This is a genomic window from Sphingobacterium mizutaii (genome assembly GCF_900187125.1).
GTDB classification, from domain to species: Bacteria; Bacteroidota; Bacteroidia; order Sphingobacteriales; family Sphingobacteriaceae; genus Sphingobacterium; species Sphingobacterium mizutaii.
Map to the genome: position 1 here is coordinate 4,324,170 of NZ_LT906468.1, position 16,572 is coordinate 4,340,741.

Sequence of the window (16,572 nt, forward strand, 5' to 3'; positions counted from 1 at the left end):
TTAATAGTTAAATTTCATTCCGATGGACCATTCCGAGGGAACCCTATATCCCGAAATGAGATCGGGATTGAGTCCGCGGTCATTCTGTTTCCACAGCAGCCCGAGGTTCGATGCATACACATAGAGCTGCAGGGCCGAGTTCCTCCGCCCTTCGAAAGGTCTGACAAGGTAGGAAAGCCGCACGTCCTGCAGACGCACCGTACCACCGGGGATCGCCAGTACCTCGGAGGACTGATAGAAGTCCTCCCGGTTTGCATTCATGGGGTAATTGAAACGGGGGACGTCCGTTGACCCTTCGTCCCCAGCTTCCTGCCATCTGCTGGCATAGTCAGAAAAGCGGTATGAGCCAGAGATCAGGCCATTGGAACTGAAGGAGTTGTTTACCCTGACAAAATTACCCCACTTATAGAGGACCTGGAAGGAAAGCTCGGCCCCTCTGTAGGAAACTGTGTTCCTGAGGCTCCCGAACCTGGTCGGAACCTTAGAGCCCATTATGGTGATGCCAGTCCTGTCAAGCCCGTTCAGGATATCACTGTACTCGGTGCTGGGGCCGCCATCTGACCATCCTTTCGGATCACCGTTCCCGTCCAGTCCGGAAGACCTGAACAGGACAAGGGAATTTATGGGATGGCCCACCAGCGGCACGATGCCCGATGCGAACACGATATCCCTGTTTGCCCCCGGATCCATCAGGTACTTGGTCACCCGGTCGCTGACCGCATTGAAGATGAGATCGCTCCGAAAGCCGAATCCGCCCCTCTCAAGCCATAGTGCCCTGAGCTGAAGATCAACCCCATCAGTGAGGGTGTTTGCGACGTTCCCATAGAATTCCGTCACGCCAGTCTGGGGTGCCAGTGGGCTGTTCCCCATCAGGTCCATCCCTTTCTTGCTGTAATATTCCAGGCTCCCACCGAACCGGTCTCCAAACAGGGAAAAGTCCAGGCCTATGTTCACGTTCCTCACCCTTTCCCACCGGAGGGTGCTGTTGGGTGGGTTAAGGATCCTGTCGATCGGGTAACCCCATGGGTTCAGCGTCCTGAAAAGGGTCGAGGTCAGGAATGCCGAAGTGTTCTTGTCGATGTTCCCGTTGTATCCATAGGTGGCGCGGAGCTTGAGCATGTCGAGCGGCTTCCAGCCAATGGCCTCATGAAAGGAATATGCGGCCCCCACAGACCACAGGGGAACGCCCTTTTGGTTTGCCTTAACACCGAATATGTTGGATTCGTCCTTTCGGAAACTGGCATTCAAGGCCAGGTTCCCCCGGTAGCTATAGGATACCAGCCCATAGAAGGAGCGGTTATTGTCCACGTACCGGGTCCGGCTGCCCCCATTTGCAATGCGGGAATATGTCCCCTTATGGTAGAGCGGAAAATAGGTGAAGATGTCCACCGTGGAGAAGTTCTCCAGGACCGGGTCGTAACCATAGAGGAGCCCATGGTCCTCAAAGGTCCTGCGGTCCTGCCTGAATTCCATTCCCAGCAGACCGCTAATGGAATGCCTGTCCGCAATGGTCTCGTTCCAGTCTGCCTGGGCCCGACCGTACCGGGAGCCCATCCTTGTACCGTTCCGGCTGAGGATCCCACCGACGGGGATTGGACTTACCATGGTACCGTTCACCGGATCGAATGAGCTGAACTGGTTGACCAGGTTCCTCACATAGAACGATTCCTTACCGTAGAGCAGACTCCCTTCCTGCCAGTTGGTGCTGTTCAGGTAGCTGATGCCCAGGCTGAGGCTGCGGTACAGCTTGCCCTTTATCCCAAAATTAAAGCGCAACTGCTTATCAGAGAGCTCCGAGCTGGAGAGCGAGCCCCGGAGTTCGTCCAAGGGACGGTATTTCCAGTCGAGAAGGTGTCCTGATCCGGCGGTATCTGTGTACGACCTCCTGAGCGTGGAGGTCCCATAGGATGCCTCTAGGGCATTCCCATTTCCGTCGGCCAGTCTTTCGTAAGGATATTTGGGGGTATAGCCCTGGGAATTGCCCACCTGTGAACTGCTTTGGACATACCAGACTTCGGAATTTAGGGTCATGCGGTCCTTCAAAAGACTCCAGATGCTGGCATTCCGGACACTGGTACGTCCGTTCTCGCTTCCCACCCTGTCACTTATCGACCTGTCAATGCCCCCGCTCAGGATATTCCTGAAAGAAGGGGTCGAGGAGGAAACACTGAACTGCTGCTGGTGCTGGAAGAGATCCCTATAGAAGTATTTTTCTAGATCGGCCCTTACATCTTGCCCCCTATATCCATCTATCTGGGAGTTCCCCTGCAGCTCGCTGAGTGACCCGTCCCTGACCTGGGCCAGGATCTCAACGACCGGTGAGATCTGCTGGTAGGGTACGTTGATGTCCCTGTCATAATACCCCTTTTCGAAAAGAAATATCTCTGAATCTATGAAATCGCTGGAGGACATCCACCTTTCGGTGGACAGATCAGGCCTTTTCCTGAACAGGAAATTGGAGGAAAATTCAACTGACAGCCTATCCTTGGGCTTCTTGGTGGTAATGACAATGACGCCATTGCCAGAGCGGACGCCCCAGATCGATGCCGCCGTGGCATCTTTCAGTACTGTAACGCTCTGTATGTCATTGGGATTGATATTGTCAAGGTCACCTTCGTACGGGAAGTTGTCGACAACGATGAGTGGCCTCGTGCTGGAAAATATAGTGCTCCTGCCCCTTACGCTCAGTCCGTCCGGATTTCCCGTATTCCGATCGATCAGCAAGCCATTGGTGACCCCGTTCAACCTGGAGAGCAGGCTCATGCCAGGGTTGCGCCGGATGGTCTTGGAGTCTACAAATGAGAAGCTGCCCGTTGCCCTTTCCCTTGGGATGGACTGGTATCCGGTACTCACGACCTCCACCTGCTCGATCATGTTGGCCACGGGCACCAACATTATCTCCATCGATAAGATCGATGGGTCCCATAAAATTGCCGTATCCCTGTACCCAACATGGCTCAGAGATATCCTTCGTTCCGACGAGTCCGATGATAGCTGGAACCGTCCCTTGCTGTCGGTCTTGGCCTCTACTTCCAGTCCCCGGATGCTGACCCCTTGAACGGGTTTACCAGTAACGGCATCCAGAACTGTCCCGGTGGCCAATTTACCTTTTGTTTCCATTGTTAGGTGTTCTTGGGCGACCAGCTGATTGCCCAGAAGAAAGAAACCTATCGTTAGAAGGATAGGAAAGAGAAAAATCTCTTTCAGGCAATAATTTTCATTGATGAAAGGTTTCACTGCTGATGAACTCCTTAACAAAAACTTAGGTATTGCATTTTTAAAAGTTTTATGTTGCATAGTGTTAATTTGGTTTCTAAAGGTTATCTATGCTGTTTGCAATAGAAAAATAAAAAACGATCAATTGTCCAATTTTCCCTTATTTGGGGCCAGCCATTTACAAGGCATCCGTCATGGTCATATCGATTCTTATCTTAAATGTGCATCCCCCCTGCTTGCAATAGGATAGGGTCCCCACGTTTGTCCGATCCAATGCAGCCTTCCCCTTTTTTCAGGGAGAGGTAAGCGGTGACCGGCCTGCAATTTCCAGTTTATTGTGGAGGGAGCGGATAGAACATGCTCCTACTTTTACCATCTTCGAACTGATAGAAAATTGGATGGGTCATGTCCAGAACCGCTGGGTTCTCTCTCCTCCATCAGTATTGGTGAACAAACTTTCCTCTGGCTATGGAAAGAATGTAGCTATCCAGTACCGATGAATAGTAAATGGACCCTGCCCGCCTCTATTTCTGTCAATGTGCAGTAAGCTGTCCTTATCTACTTATATTCTGTGGCAAGCTGCGGTCTTTTAAAGACATATATCATCCCATCTGCCTCATCGCACAAGCTCGATCATTTCCGCTGTATGCTCATTTCAAAAAACAGCCCTTTTGTATACCCCTCTTATATGATCGCTGCCATTGGCAATGCAGTCTATTTAAAATCTTATGGAAATCCTGGTTGCCCAAGTATTCCATACCTGCTGGGTCAGCCAGCCTTGCTGCTCTACCCGTTCCAGAAAAGGCGACATGAGATCCTTGGGCTTGTCGGTGAGCATGATCACTTCCAGGTCCTTTTAGAATTTTTTCTTCAACGCTACGTTTTTGGGTATCGTGGCCACGCACGTGGGAGCACCATGTTGCCCCAAAGTCAAGGATGATCAGTTTCTTGTACCTGAAATCATTGAGGATTATCCTGTGTTTCCCCTGGGAATGCCTTGCCACGTTCATTGGCGCTTCCCACATGGATTCCGGGAGCGTCTCGCCCGCCTGTATCGGAATAATCCCGTTGTGCCCATTGCCCCCACTCTCGTGGGGATCTTGGGCTACTACTAACTGATTATTAAACAAACTGAAACATAATGTCAGCAAAATCGCTTTCTCAATCTTTTTCCAAGAAGCGGAGGAACCATCAAACCGATCGCTCGGCCAGACCTTGGACGTTAACGTCTTACTAAATCTTTTTTGATTTAAATTCACCATTGGTTATTTGGTTACGTGCAGATCCAGGCCATTGTACGAGCACTGAAAAATTCACAGGTTTGTACCTTATGGCAAAAGGCATTCATTTTTTTGGAATCAAACACTTTAAAATGAATGACTTTATTGTCACATTGAACAATAACCAGCCCCCTTCCAGATCGAATTGACCTGAAAACTATATCCGACAAACTTGACAGAATGAAAAAATTAGCCTAGATTTAGATTGTCGAGAAATAAATCATGATGCTGATATTAACGTTCTGCAAAGTTGCCCTTGCCACTTGTTTTAAGAAGGGGACTGGTAGAACAGGAATACTGGAGGGATTGGCCTGAAACTGCGATTCGAAGGGCCCTTTTGCATCCTGCTATATTGACCGAAGGTTATTCTGGAGAACAGAATATGTTCTTGTATAGAATCTTTTCGGAAAACCATGAACTCTGCTCCTGGAGCAGGGTTTGTGGTATTTTGGTTTGCACATTCATAATCATAACAGTTTATGTGGTTAATTGAACAAACCAAAAAGCAGAAGGCAGGGTTTCTGTTTTCAACTGAAGATCCAGGGAGTAGCACCCTCAACGCAGTATTCAACAGGCCCTGCCTAAAGCTTGTGCTAAAATACACAAATTCTTTAGACGTGGGTTAAACCTGTTGCCTCGCGTTGAATTTTAAAGTTGCTACTCTTTGGATTCAGAGGCTTGTTCAACTCACAATCTATTTATAATAGATTCAGTTATCAATTTAATTCATCAATCCTTGATTGATTTCACCAAATATACAAACTAAGTAATAACTAAGCAAACATTTTTATAATTTTTTATGCCAAAATCATATTTTGAACTTGAAATCATTAAAAGAACTGTGGAAATAAGAAGAAAGAAATATACCCAAAGAGATTTAGCTGCTTATTTAAAGGTGTCTGCTGGATATATAGGACAGGTAGAATCTAAAAATTCCTCAAGTATGTATACATATAATCAATTAAACGAATTAGCTAAATTCCTTGAATGTAGCCCACAAGATTTTTTCCCATTACTTCCTATATAATTATCTATCTTCGACAACTTATGCTTTATATTAAAATTAGAAAGTAACCTTTATTCAATAAAAAAAGTCTCTAAGAATTATAAACAGAGTAGGTTCTATTATAACTTTTTTATTTTTTACAACTAGGCAATAGCATAAATTCAATAGATCGTAAGCCTAACTGCATTTCGCACCAATTAAAATTATAAATTTGTTTATTAAAAAAAAATAAACTTACCTATTTTTTATTCTTGATTAGTGATGTGTTTATCCAACTGCTCAAATACCGAATTCTGCGAGATATATTCCGGTACGATTTCCTTGATCAGCTCTACCAATACCATTGGGTTATGGTTAGCGCCTTGATTGGCTACCTGAGCACATAGGTGTTCAATACGTTGTTTGTTGACATCCAGTTCTTCGGTCCTTACCCTGGCGATCATAATTTTCTGATGATGAGTTTTGGTCGTGTTTTCATTGTCCGCAAGCAGCTCCTCATAGATCTTTTCACCCGGACGCAGGCCAGTTACTTCAATACCGATGTCTTCAGGATAATTATAGCCTTTCAGGCGGATCATTCGTATCGCAAGATCCATGATCTTCACAGGCTGTCCCATGTCGAACACATAGATCTCACCGCCCTGACCCATCACTGCCGCTTCCTGCACCAATTGGCAGGCCTCCGGAATGGTCATAAAATAACGCGTAATATCTTGGTGGGTAACAGTCAGTGGACCGCCACGTTTCAGCTGCTTCTCAAATAATGGAATAACCGAACCGTTCGAGCCCAAAACGTTCCCAAAACGAGTCACAATAAAATTGGTCTTGCTCTGTCTGTTCAGTGCAGAGACGTAGATCTCCGCTGCTCTCTTAGTTGCACCCATGACATTTGTAGGGTTCACCGCCTTGTCCGTAGACACCATCACGAATTTCTCAACCCCATATTTATCAGCCATGTCGGCAAGGTTCTTCGAACCCCAAACATTCGTCAAAATAGACTCATATGGATTCTGTTCCATCAAAGGAACATGCTTATAGGCAGCTGCATGGAACACAATCTGTGGCATATAATGCTCAAAGACAGATTCCATAAACTGACGGTCACGGACATTGCCAACCATAAATAAAGTATCTTTATGGCAATTGGCCCTTAACTCCTGTTGTATATCATAGAGTGCAGATTCAGCCTGATCTATAACGATCAGTTTATCAAAATCCGTAAAACTGATCTGACGAACCAGCTCCGAGCCAATAGATCCCGCTCCACCCGTAACCAAGATAACCCGGTCGCGCATCATTTCATGGACAACAGGATTCTCCAATTTTATGGCCTCCCTACCCAATAAATCATCGATCTTCAAGGTACGTAATTGTCTAGTAGCCACTTTTCCGCTCATCAACCTTGCTGAAGTAGGCATGATTTTAAGCTTTACAGGCAATGGTTCTATTTGAGAAGAAATACGTGAAACCCGATCTTTGTTATTGTCGTCCAACGCGATAATGATACTGTCGACCTTCAGTTTCTCAACAAATTCCTTCGTCAAGCGAGCCATGCTGATAATCTTATAGCCATTGATCATTTTCCCGATTCTATTAGGATTATCATCTGCAAATGCCACCACCTTTACCTTTCTGCGCGTATCATTGCGCAATAAGTTCAAGGTGGTGTTTCCCATATTGCCGGCACCAAAGATCAGCACATTCTCCACCTCACGGCCGCCAAAGAAAAAGCTCTCATAGATGGTGCGGTAAAAAATCCTTGCCGCCACGAGACATACCGTTGTAAAGAATGCATGGGTAAACAAAACGGCATAAGAAGGACGCAGATATTCACTGATTTCAGCCGTACGCTCATAATTGAAGCGTATAACCGTTGAAACCAACATCAGTACAGCCCAAGCCGCAAAAACAGCCTTGAAAATCCCCCAAGCATCCCGAAAACCAGCCTGCCTTACAATACCGCGATATGTCTTGAAATATAGAAAGGACAAGTAGTAAACTGCCCCGATCAAAATGGACTTCTTGACCATCAACTCCACAGTGAATCTTCCCTTGAAACTATTAACCACAAAATTCGATAGGTAATAGCAAAAAATTACTATCATCATATCGATCAGTAAGATAACCCATCTAGGGCTGTCTTTCTTGAAATACTTTCTCAGTCCAACTATGTCCATTAACTACTAATATTTTCCTTTAAAATTAAAGCCAAACCTATTTTGGGAGTAGGTCCGTGTGTCGTGTATCAGAGTAAACAGCTACAAAGTTAGTGCCACAAGATGACGTAAAAATACTATCAATTGTCTATTAACAAGTTATGGTTAAATTCGTTAGTGTACTCTGCTTAGATTGATTAAATCTTTAACAAAGATAGAAATATAAACTACGCGAAACAATCTAATGAATAATTTAACAAGAACTTAATTTCATTGTAACCCTCCCTGTTTTCGAACTGGCATCCAGGCGAGTTTTCAAATATAAATATAGTTGTTATCAATAGGTCAATCTTTTTTAAAGTTGACCTATTGATAACATGCCGCCGGCAGGGCATCGTATTCCATTGGTGTCTTTCCTCCCAATGATTCATGTGGTCTTTTGTAGTTGTAATCCTGTAGCCATTCTTCTGCAAGTATCTGTACTTGTAGAGTGTCTTCAAAGAGGTACTCGAAACGCTCGTCCCGATAGGCGGGGTTCCCCGATCTGAGCATCCGCTCAAGAACTGGATCTTCCAGCTCCAGTATCCTTTCCAGAGATAGATTCAGGTCCGTTACCTTCTTTAGATAGGACTTTACCGTATTCTTGCTGATGGAAAGATGACGGGCTATTGTTTTAATGGGATAATTCTCCCTGTGCAATCGTATTAACTGTTTGATCTGACTCATGGGTCTTGATTTACCGGCCATTGGAATATATCGATTAGGTCTAGCCCAAATAAACCAAAAAACAGAAACCCATGAAAAATGAGTGTATAAGGGGTCAACATCGTCCAGAATAAAATGACCATATCTCGAAAGAGGGGTCAGCTTGCTCCAGAATAAATTGTTCAAACCCTTATTTGAGGGGTCAATATCCGCCAGAATGCCATGCTTTAACAGCCTCTAAATGCAGATGGTGATTTCTTTTTTGTCCAGATTGCTGGGGTCAGCTTACTCCAGAATATCCACAACACTTATTTGGCCCAATAACCTCCGAAAATCAAACGGAATTTTGGCGCAGTGGACAACGAAATCAGTGGCCCAATAGCCTCCGTTTTATACATTCTGGGAATCTGTTGACATACGAACTATATTAATATTGGATTAAAAATTTAAAATCAAAACCTTCTCAATAAACAATATAAATTTAATATTTAATTTATTGTTTTGCGATAAAATAATATTAAGGGTTGATTACCAGATTGTTACCAAATACTAATTTGTGAAGAATATGCTGATGTAGTCGTAAACTTCAAAAGAAAAGTCCAATGAAATAATTCATTGCACTTACGAAAAATCAAAATTAACGTGTGGATGTCAATTAATGATTCTATAAATTTATAACAAATAATTGAAATCAAGTTCAATTATGCAATGATCATTACTTTTTCTTTTTGAAAAGCTTTCTGAATTGTTTTCCAATTTTAGCTCGTAATGATACTGAACTCGCATCAACATAACCATAACCATAACCGTAGCCATAACCATAGCCATATCCTCTAGCAAAGTCAACATCATTTAATACTACTGCCATATTGCGAAGTTTGCCATCTTCATATAGTTCTTTAGGAACATTCAATAAGCGTTTATCTAGGTAATTCGCTCTAGTAACATACATAGTCAGATCTGCAAATTCAGAAATCAATAAGGTATCGGTTACCAAACTTACCGGAGCCGTATCAACAATAACAAAATCATAATGTTCACGGCCGTATTCGATTACTTCCTTAAAGTGGCCATTCATCAATAACTCAGCAGGATTTGGAGCAATATAACCTGAATAGATAATATCAAAATCATAAGGTGCAGGCTTGCGAATAATAATATTATCCACCGGCATATCCGGATTGATCAAATATTGTGTAATACCAATATTGGTATGCTGTAAATGGGATAAGCCAAGATAATCCAATACTTTTGGAGAACGAATATCTGCACCGATCAATAATACCCTTTTACCAGACATAGCAAGTATTCTGGAAAGGTTCGTCGAAACAAAGGATTTACCCTCACCCGATGTTGTTGAAGTCACAAAGATTACTGCTGAATCCTTTTTGGCTCCTAACATAAAAGCAATATTCGTTCGCAAGATCCGGAATGCCTCTGCCAAAGATGATCTATCATTGTCCTTAACAACCGGATCATCCGAAGCTGGAATCTCCCCCAAAATAGGTGCATTAAATTTCTCCTCAATATCTTTCCTTGAATGAACCTTATTGTCCATTAAGAATTTCAAATAAAGTGCTGTAAAAGGTATAACAATACTTGCAAATAATGCCCCAAATAAAATTAATATTTTATTTGGTGAAACAGGTACATTTGATCCATACGCTTTATCAATTACCTTTAAAATTGCAGGAGTTGCAGATGCTTTAATTTCAGTTTCCTCTCTTTTCTGTAATAGAAACAAATATAAGGATTCAACTATTTGCTGTTCTCTTGAAATATCTTTAAAGCCTCTTTCTTGGTTTGGCAATTCATTTAATTTTCCTTCAAACTTATTCTTTTGTAACTGTACAGAATTTACATTACTTTGCAAAACCTGTCTATAATTAGAAAGAGACATTTTTAAAGATGAACCTAATTCATTAATATTTTTATTCAAATTCTGAACAATTGGATTATCTGGTGTAGCAGATTTTAAGAGGTCTTCTCGTTCTAAAACCAAATCATTATAACTCTTAACACTATTCTGGATGGATTGATCATCTAATCCAATATTAGTGGGTAATAAATTTCCAGTATTGGTATTTACAGCAGAACCCATCATATCGGCAAGCCTTAATTGAGTTTGATATTCAACTAATTTACGTTCATTTTCAGAAGCATTTTGCATATATAATTGAACTTCAGAAGTCATATCAACCATATTATTTCTGTCCTTATAATCTGCAACTTTAGAATCAGCATCAGACAAGTTCTTAGAAATTAAGTCCAATCGAGAATCTATAAATGAAATGGTAGCTCTACTTAATTTTGTTTTATCATCAGTTACATCCTGATTATATTGATCGACAATTGAATTTAAAATAAGTTCAGCTTTTTTTATATTTCCAGAATTAATGGAATAATTAACCACATATGATTGCTTTTCCTTATTTGGAGTAATTTGAACTGCTTTAAGTAAATCATCAACTGCCTTATTAACATGAACATATGAAATCTTAAGTTCAGAATCTATTTTTTTGTTACCCTGGGGAAGGATTATAACAGGCCCTAATGAAGTTTCGAATTTATTCCCTAATTTGAAATTCCTTTGACCGTATTCTTCATCCTCTATTATATATTCATCGCCTTTTTTAGTAATCAAAAAATTACGAGAAATAGAATCTAACTTAGGGTTATTTTGATCTAATAAAACAAGTCTTAATGGAGTTTGAGATTCTAATAATTCAGAAGACTTTACATTTCCTTTATTTAAATAGATTATGTTTAATCTGTTTTGTTCAACCACCTTTTGAAAAATTCTTCTTGATTTCATAACATCAATTTGATCAAGCACAAAAGCTGACCCTTGACTTCCTCCAGCAAGATTCGCAATCTCAGATAAACCTGCCAATTCACCAGACGCTTTGTTTTCATCTTGTAATAAAATTTTTGATGTTACATTATATATCTTATTTGCATACCGTAAATATACAAATGCAATCATTAAACATAATATTATTGAAAATACAAACCATTTCCAATAATAAACATATTGCTCGAACAACTGCTTTAAATTTATTTCCTTTTCTTCAGTTTTAAAAGAAACATTTGATGGTAAATTATTCATGAATTTAAAATAATATTAGCGAACAATAACGGCAATTATAGTTATGATTAAACTAGCAATTGAAACAAAGATGGATGTATTTTGCGTATATTTCGAAGATTGAATCTTAGCCCCATTGGGTTCAACATATATAACATCATTTTGAGCCAAATAATAAACTGGAGAGTTTAATGAATTATTCTTAGTTAAATCTATTCTAAACTCTTCCTTTTTCCCATTTTGTTCTCTAATTACTAATACATTATGTCTTATTCCATTAATAGTTAAATCTCCCGCCATTCCTATTGCCTCAAGGATAGTAATTCTATCATTATTTATCGAATATGAACCGGGACTTTTAACTTCACCTAAAACTGTTATTCTAAAATTTCTAATTTCCATACTAACACCAGGGTTTATAATAAATCTAGAAACTTCTGATTTCAAAAATTCCATGGCTTCTGTTCTAGTCTTTCCTCCAATCTTTATTTTCCCAATTTTAGGAAAATCAATTTCACCGTTTACATCTATTGAATAAGTTGGAATAAAAGGATTCGTAGTTTGTAATGTTCCTGTACTGTTATAACTTGAAACTTGATTAAAAGGCGCAGTAGCTCTAACATCGTCAGCAGTGATTGAAATTGCTAAAATATCTCCTGGTTGAAGTTTTGGAGCATTTAATTCATAAGTTGTATTCAACTCTAAAGAATCGGGTTGAAAATAAACTAAATCCTTCCGTGAGGCACAAGAAGTAAATAAACTCACAGCGATAATAAAAGCGAGAAGTATTCTCATATTATATTTAATTATTTGGTCAGAAGAAACAAAAATTAGTCCAACTTAGTATGAACCCACAAAAATAATGTATTAATTGTAATAATCTAATTTTTTGGTTAATATCAATCTTTTTTAATTTTATAGTTCAGAAAATAACTCAAATCATAAGTAAAATCATCATATTTAGCATGATCTATAGTATGGTCAGCAAAAACAAGAATTTGACTGTCTTCCTCTAACGCTCTAAATGCTGTTCCATAACCATTAGGGAGATGAAGGATTCTGTTATCCATTGAATTTAAAATTATATCCTCCACAATCAAATCTCTACTTGGATTATGCCAATTATCGATTTTGACCACTGAAATTAAAAAACTTCCTGAAAGAACATAAAACCATCTTTTTTCAATTTTATGGGCTCTCCAACCTCTTATTAAATCAAGATCAGTATTTTTTATGACATAAAATCTTTCAACATCTTTCATATCAAAATCATTGACGAAACGAATTTGCCCTCGATTATCTTTGGCAATACCGCCTTGAATGAAATGAAACATAATTATTTATCTTTAGGTAAATATTTTTTTACAATTGAATTCTTCAATATTAAATAAATCAGGCTAATGATTAATAAAATCAAGATTGAAAAAATAACCTGAGTCTTAAAATCATAAACTGAAAAATAGATTACAAGTAAACCTACCATGAATTGAATTAAACTATATAGAAATGAGATCAAAAGTTTATTATATCCTGCTTCATTTCCTAAAAATTGATATAAATGCGACCTATGGGCCTCAAAAATATTTTCACCTAATTTCAATCTTCTTAAAATTGTCCAAACAGTATCTATTCCATATACTGTTAAGAACAATATATAAAGTAAATTACCTGTTTTAATAATTAATGCACCAAGACAGAATAACAAAATAAAGGCAATTGCAACAGCTCCAACATCTCCTGCAAAAGTTTTTGCTTTATTTCTAAAATTAAAAAACGAGAAAACTAAAACACCAATCATGGAATAAATTATCAAATTTTGATCGATAAAGCTTTTAGTTGAATTAGCAATTAGCAAGAGAATACCAACAGATAAGCTATAACAAGCAGTCATGCCATTAATTCCATCCATAAAATTATAAGCATTAATAACACCTACCACAATAATGAAAGTAATTATTAAATAATACCAAGGTAGAGAAAATAAATTCAATTGATAGGCTAATAATAAAACAGAACCAAAATGAACTATTAATCTAATTTTATTTGATAGTGTAAGTATATCATCTAAAAATGATATCAATGTCATAAATGTTAAGCCTAAAAAAAACCACGGATATTGAAAACCAGAAACAATAAAATATGCTAATGCAGCAAAATAAAATATAATACCCCCACCTCTTAATGTAATGGCTGAATGGGAAGACCTTAAATTAGGTTTATCAATTATATTATATCTATCAGCAGTTTTGAAATAGAGTAACTCAATTACAAAAAGTATTGATAATAATATCAAATATTGCATAAAATTAAACTGATTTAAATTTAAATGAATCAATGGTAATTTGTATTCCTTGCCTAATATTTAATGGTAATTTATCTATATTTAGCTCATTTTTAATTTTGTCATTAGAAACAATGTATGATTCAGTAAGCTTTTTTAACCTTTCTGAATTTAATGGAAGTTTTAATTTATCCCCAATTTTGGCAATTGATTGAACAATGTTTTTATTGATATTTAAAATGCGACTTCTTTTTCCTAAAGAATTTGAGATTAATTCAACCAATTCATTGGTTGACAATGTGCCATCATCAGAAAAATTATATATACCTGATTTTAAATTAGAATCCGTTATCATCTTAAGTATTAAAAAATTTAGATTATCTATACTTAAGAAAGATCTTTCATTATAAAAACTACCTAATGGCCAAGGAATTCCCTTTTTTACAACTTCAAATAAAAGATTTAAGTTCCCTTTATTTCCAGGTCCATGAATCATACAGGGACGAATAATAAAAAGTCTTTTACCAACTGGCAAAACTTTTTCCATCAAATAAGATTCTGCTTCTAGCTTAGATTTGCCATATGGTGTTTTTGGTTGTGGATTTACATCCTCAAATAATTTAGAATCTAAAGTATCTGCAACCGCTTTAACAGAACTAAAGTAAAAAAAGTCCTTTGCAGATGATTTTAAAAACTTATTAAATATGGATATAGTCAAGTCTCGATTAATTTTATAATATTCCTCACTGTTTGATTTATTAGAGGTATCATGTGCTTTTCCCGCTAAATGAATATATCCTAAAATATCATTGGAAATTCTATTTTCCCATTGCGAATCTCTTAGAGATAAACAAAATATATTAAAATTATTATTTTTTAAAAATTCACTAAGATTTGATCCTACAAACCCAGAGCAACCTGTTATTAATAAATTATTCAATTATTTAACTCTCCTTTTCTGAAATTCTGATTTCAAATTAGAGTTATCAGAATCTATTTTTAAATTTCCAAAATTAGACCTATAAAAATAAATTGGCTGTCTTTTGTTATTATTATATTTTGAAGAACTAACCTTAATTGTTCCGTGCAAATTTTTATGAGTTTTATCATTTCTATAGCCATGAATAGCAATGCCAGAATCTGAACCATTGTCGGTATGATTAGTAATGTTCAAACTAACATCTTTTAACTGTTTACCTTTGAATTTTTCAAGAACTACTAATATACCACTCCATTTATTGTTTGAAGTAATTAAGTTTTTTATATTAATATCCTCTATTATATCTGAGATATTATTAGGCTCAATATCAATACCACTCTCAGGGCTATGACCATTTGAATTACTAATAGTAGATTTCTCAATAGTTATTGATTTTCCTGAAGTAATAGAAATCCCATTTCTTCTAGAATTATTTATAAAATTATTTGAAATTAAAATTTTTGAACTAACTTTAGATTTAGTACCACCGATATAAATACCATCTCCCCACATATCTTGAAATTGCCCTCCCACTATAGTTATATCTTCACCTCCTTTAATAGAAATTCCAAACCCCCATTGACCTGTTTTCCCCAAATGACTTTCCCTGTCTCCTTTTAAATTCGCGTTGACAATTTTAATATTGGATTTATTATTAATTGCAATCATTGAATATCCTTCTTTTGAACTTGGCTTTAATATTAATTTAGAATTTGGTTGAAAAATTAATATTTGCCCATCATTTAGTATAAGCCCTCTGTCATTAATTAGAATAGGAAAATTTGGCATCAAAATTATTTTTGAATTGTTAATTGCCTCTTGTAAATAAATTGTATAATCAATATTTCCTCTTTTTGAGTATCCTTTAGGCAAATAGTTTTCAATAGATTTGGCTTGAGTTTTATATTTATTAATAATTTGATCCGCTAAACTAGATTCAATAATATTACTTATTTGGTTTACTGAATAGGTTTTTTTTGAAAAACCTTGACCATATAATAAAACAGTCCAAATTATTAATACTATAGTAAAATTATATTTCATTGTAAAATTGTTTTAATGTAATTCTATTAATATTTTTCCTTTCCTTATCGCGTATCCAGCCCCATTTATTAAAATAGGTTTGGGCAGATTTTATGAAAATGTTGAATAATTTTCTACTCTTATTAGCGCCAGATTCGTATCCATGGTATATTGAAACATTCGGATAATAAACTGTCTTATAAATTTTATGAACTCTTCTAGACAAATCCCAATCTTCAAAATACATGAAAAAAGAATCATCATAAAGGCCAACTTTTTCCAACGCCTCAATTCGAAAAAGAGTAAAACATCCAGATAAAATAGGAGCATTATATATTTTATTATTTGGAACAAACCTTAATTCATATTTATTTATAAACTTCTCATAAAGAAAATTTGGCCATTTCAATTTTCTCAATAGTAAGCTTATTGGTGAAGGTAATAATTTAGGTAAATTTTGAATAGATCCGTCTAAATTTAAGATTTGTGGCATAACCATACCTATTTTAGCATCTGATTTGATAAAAGCAATCATAGGAGTGATAACATCAACTTTAAAAAATACGTCTGGATTTATTACAAAATGATATTCATAGTTCCTTGAAATAGATTCTTTAATAGCGATATTATGAGAAGCTCCAAATCCAGGATTTGATGGATTATGTATATAATAATAATTCTCATTTCCATCAAATAATACTTTTCTATCGCTTACTGGAGAATTATCAACAATAATTAACAAATATTTAATACTTGATAAACTAATAGAATCTAATAACAATTTAATTTCTTCTTCTTTAGTGTTATAAAGAACAACCGATAATCCAACTTGCATTTT

12 protein-coding genes are annotated in these 16,572 nt (G+C 37.4%); 1 reads left to right on the forward strand and 11 read right to left on the reverse strand.

Annotated features, from left to right (window positions below):
- Nucleotides 1–3,297, reverse strand: a complete 3,297-nt coding sequence (locus CKW03_RS18745; protein ID WP_093099456.1) for a SusC/RagA family TonB-linked outer membrane protein — start codon at nt 3,295–3,297, stop codon at nt 1–3.
- A gap of 569 nt (nt 3,298–3,866) precedes the next feature.
- On the reverse strand, nt 3,867–4,346 hold the full coding sequence (locus CKW03_RS18750; protein ID WP_139185496.1) for a hypothetical protein: 480 nt from the start codon (nt 4,344–4,346) through the stop codon (nt 3,867–3,869).
- Between the two features lie 949 nt (nt 4,347–5,295).
- Between CKW03_RS18750 and CKW03_RS18755 the strand changes: the two genes are divergently transcribed.
- A complete protein-coding gene (locus CKW03_RS18755) occupies nt 5,296–5,523 on the forward strand; it encodes a helix-turn-helix domain-containing protein (protein ID WP_093099462.1) in 228 nt (75 codons plus the stop codon).
- Between the two features lie 224 nt (nt 5,524–5,747).
- Here CKW03_RS18755 and CKW03_RS18760 read toward each other — a convergent pair whose 3' ends face one another.
- The 9 genes from CKW03_RS18760 to CKW03_RS18800 form a co-directional block, all read right to left on the reverse strand.
- Nucleotides 5,748–7,679, reverse strand: a complete 1,932-nt coding sequence (locus CKW03_RS18760) for a polysaccharide biosynthesis protein (protein WP_093099464.1) — start codon at nt 7,677–7,679, stop codon at nt 5,748–5,750.
- A gap of 345 nt (nt 7,680–8,024) precedes the next feature.
- A complete protein-coding gene (locus CKW03_RS18765) occupies nt 8,025–8,384 on the reverse strand; it encodes an integrase core domain-containing protein (protein ID WP_337975702.1) in 360 nt (119 codons plus the stop codon).
- 694 nt (nt 8,385–9,078) lie between these two features.
- Nucleotides 9,079–11,472, reverse strand: a complete 2,394-nt coding sequence (locus tag CKW03_RS18770) for a GumC family protein (protein WP_093099468.1) — start codon at nt 11,470–11,472, stop codon at nt 9,079–9,081.
- Nucleotides 11,473–11,487: 15 nt separating this feature from the next.
- Nucleotides 11,488–12,246 carry a polysaccharide biosynthesis/export family protein gene (locus CKW03_RS18775; protein WP_093099470.1) on the reverse strand — a complete coding sequence of 253 codons (759 nt, stop codon included), beginning with the start codon at nt 12,244–12,246 and terminating at the stop codon, nt 11,488–11,490.
- 104 nt (nt 12,247–12,350) lie between these two features.
- Nucleotides 12,351–12,785 carry a WxcM-like domain-containing protein gene (locus CKW03_RS18780; protein ID WP_093099472.1) on the reverse strand — a complete coding sequence of 145 codons (435 nt, stop codon included), beginning with the start codon at nt 12,783–12,785 and terminating at the stop codon, nt 12,351–12,353.
- A gap of 2 nt (nt 12,786–12,787) precedes the next feature.
- Nucleotides 12,788–13,753 carry an MraY family glycosyltransferase gene (locus tag CKW03_RS18785; RefSeq protein WP_093099473.1) on the reverse strand — a complete coding sequence of 322 codons (966 nt, stop codon included), beginning with the start codon at nt 13,751–13,753 and terminating at the stop codon, nt 12,788–12,790.
- Nucleotides 13,754–13,757: 4 nt separating this feature from the next.
- On the reverse strand, nt 13,758–14,672 hold the full coding sequence (locus tag CKW03_RS18790; RefSeq protein WP_093099474.1) for an NAD-dependent epimerase/dehydratase family protein: 915 nt from the start codon (nt 14,670–14,672) through the stop codon (nt 13,758–13,760).
- Nucleotides 14,673–15,755, reverse strand: coding sequence for a right-handed parallel beta-helix repeat-containing protein (locus CKW03_RS18795; RefSeq protein WP_093099476.1), 1,083 nt, complete (start codon nt 15,753–15,755; stop codon nt 14,673–14,675).
- On the reverse strand, nt 15,745–16,569 hold the full coding sequence (locus tag CKW03_RS18800) for a glycosyltransferase (protein WP_093099477.1): 825 nt from the start codon (nt 16,567–16,569) through the stop codon (nt 15,745–15,747). The genes CKW03_RS18795 and CKW03_RS18800 overlap by 11 nt, the downstream gene beginning before the upstream one ends.
- Nucleotides 16,570–16,572 lie beyond the last annotated feature (3 nt).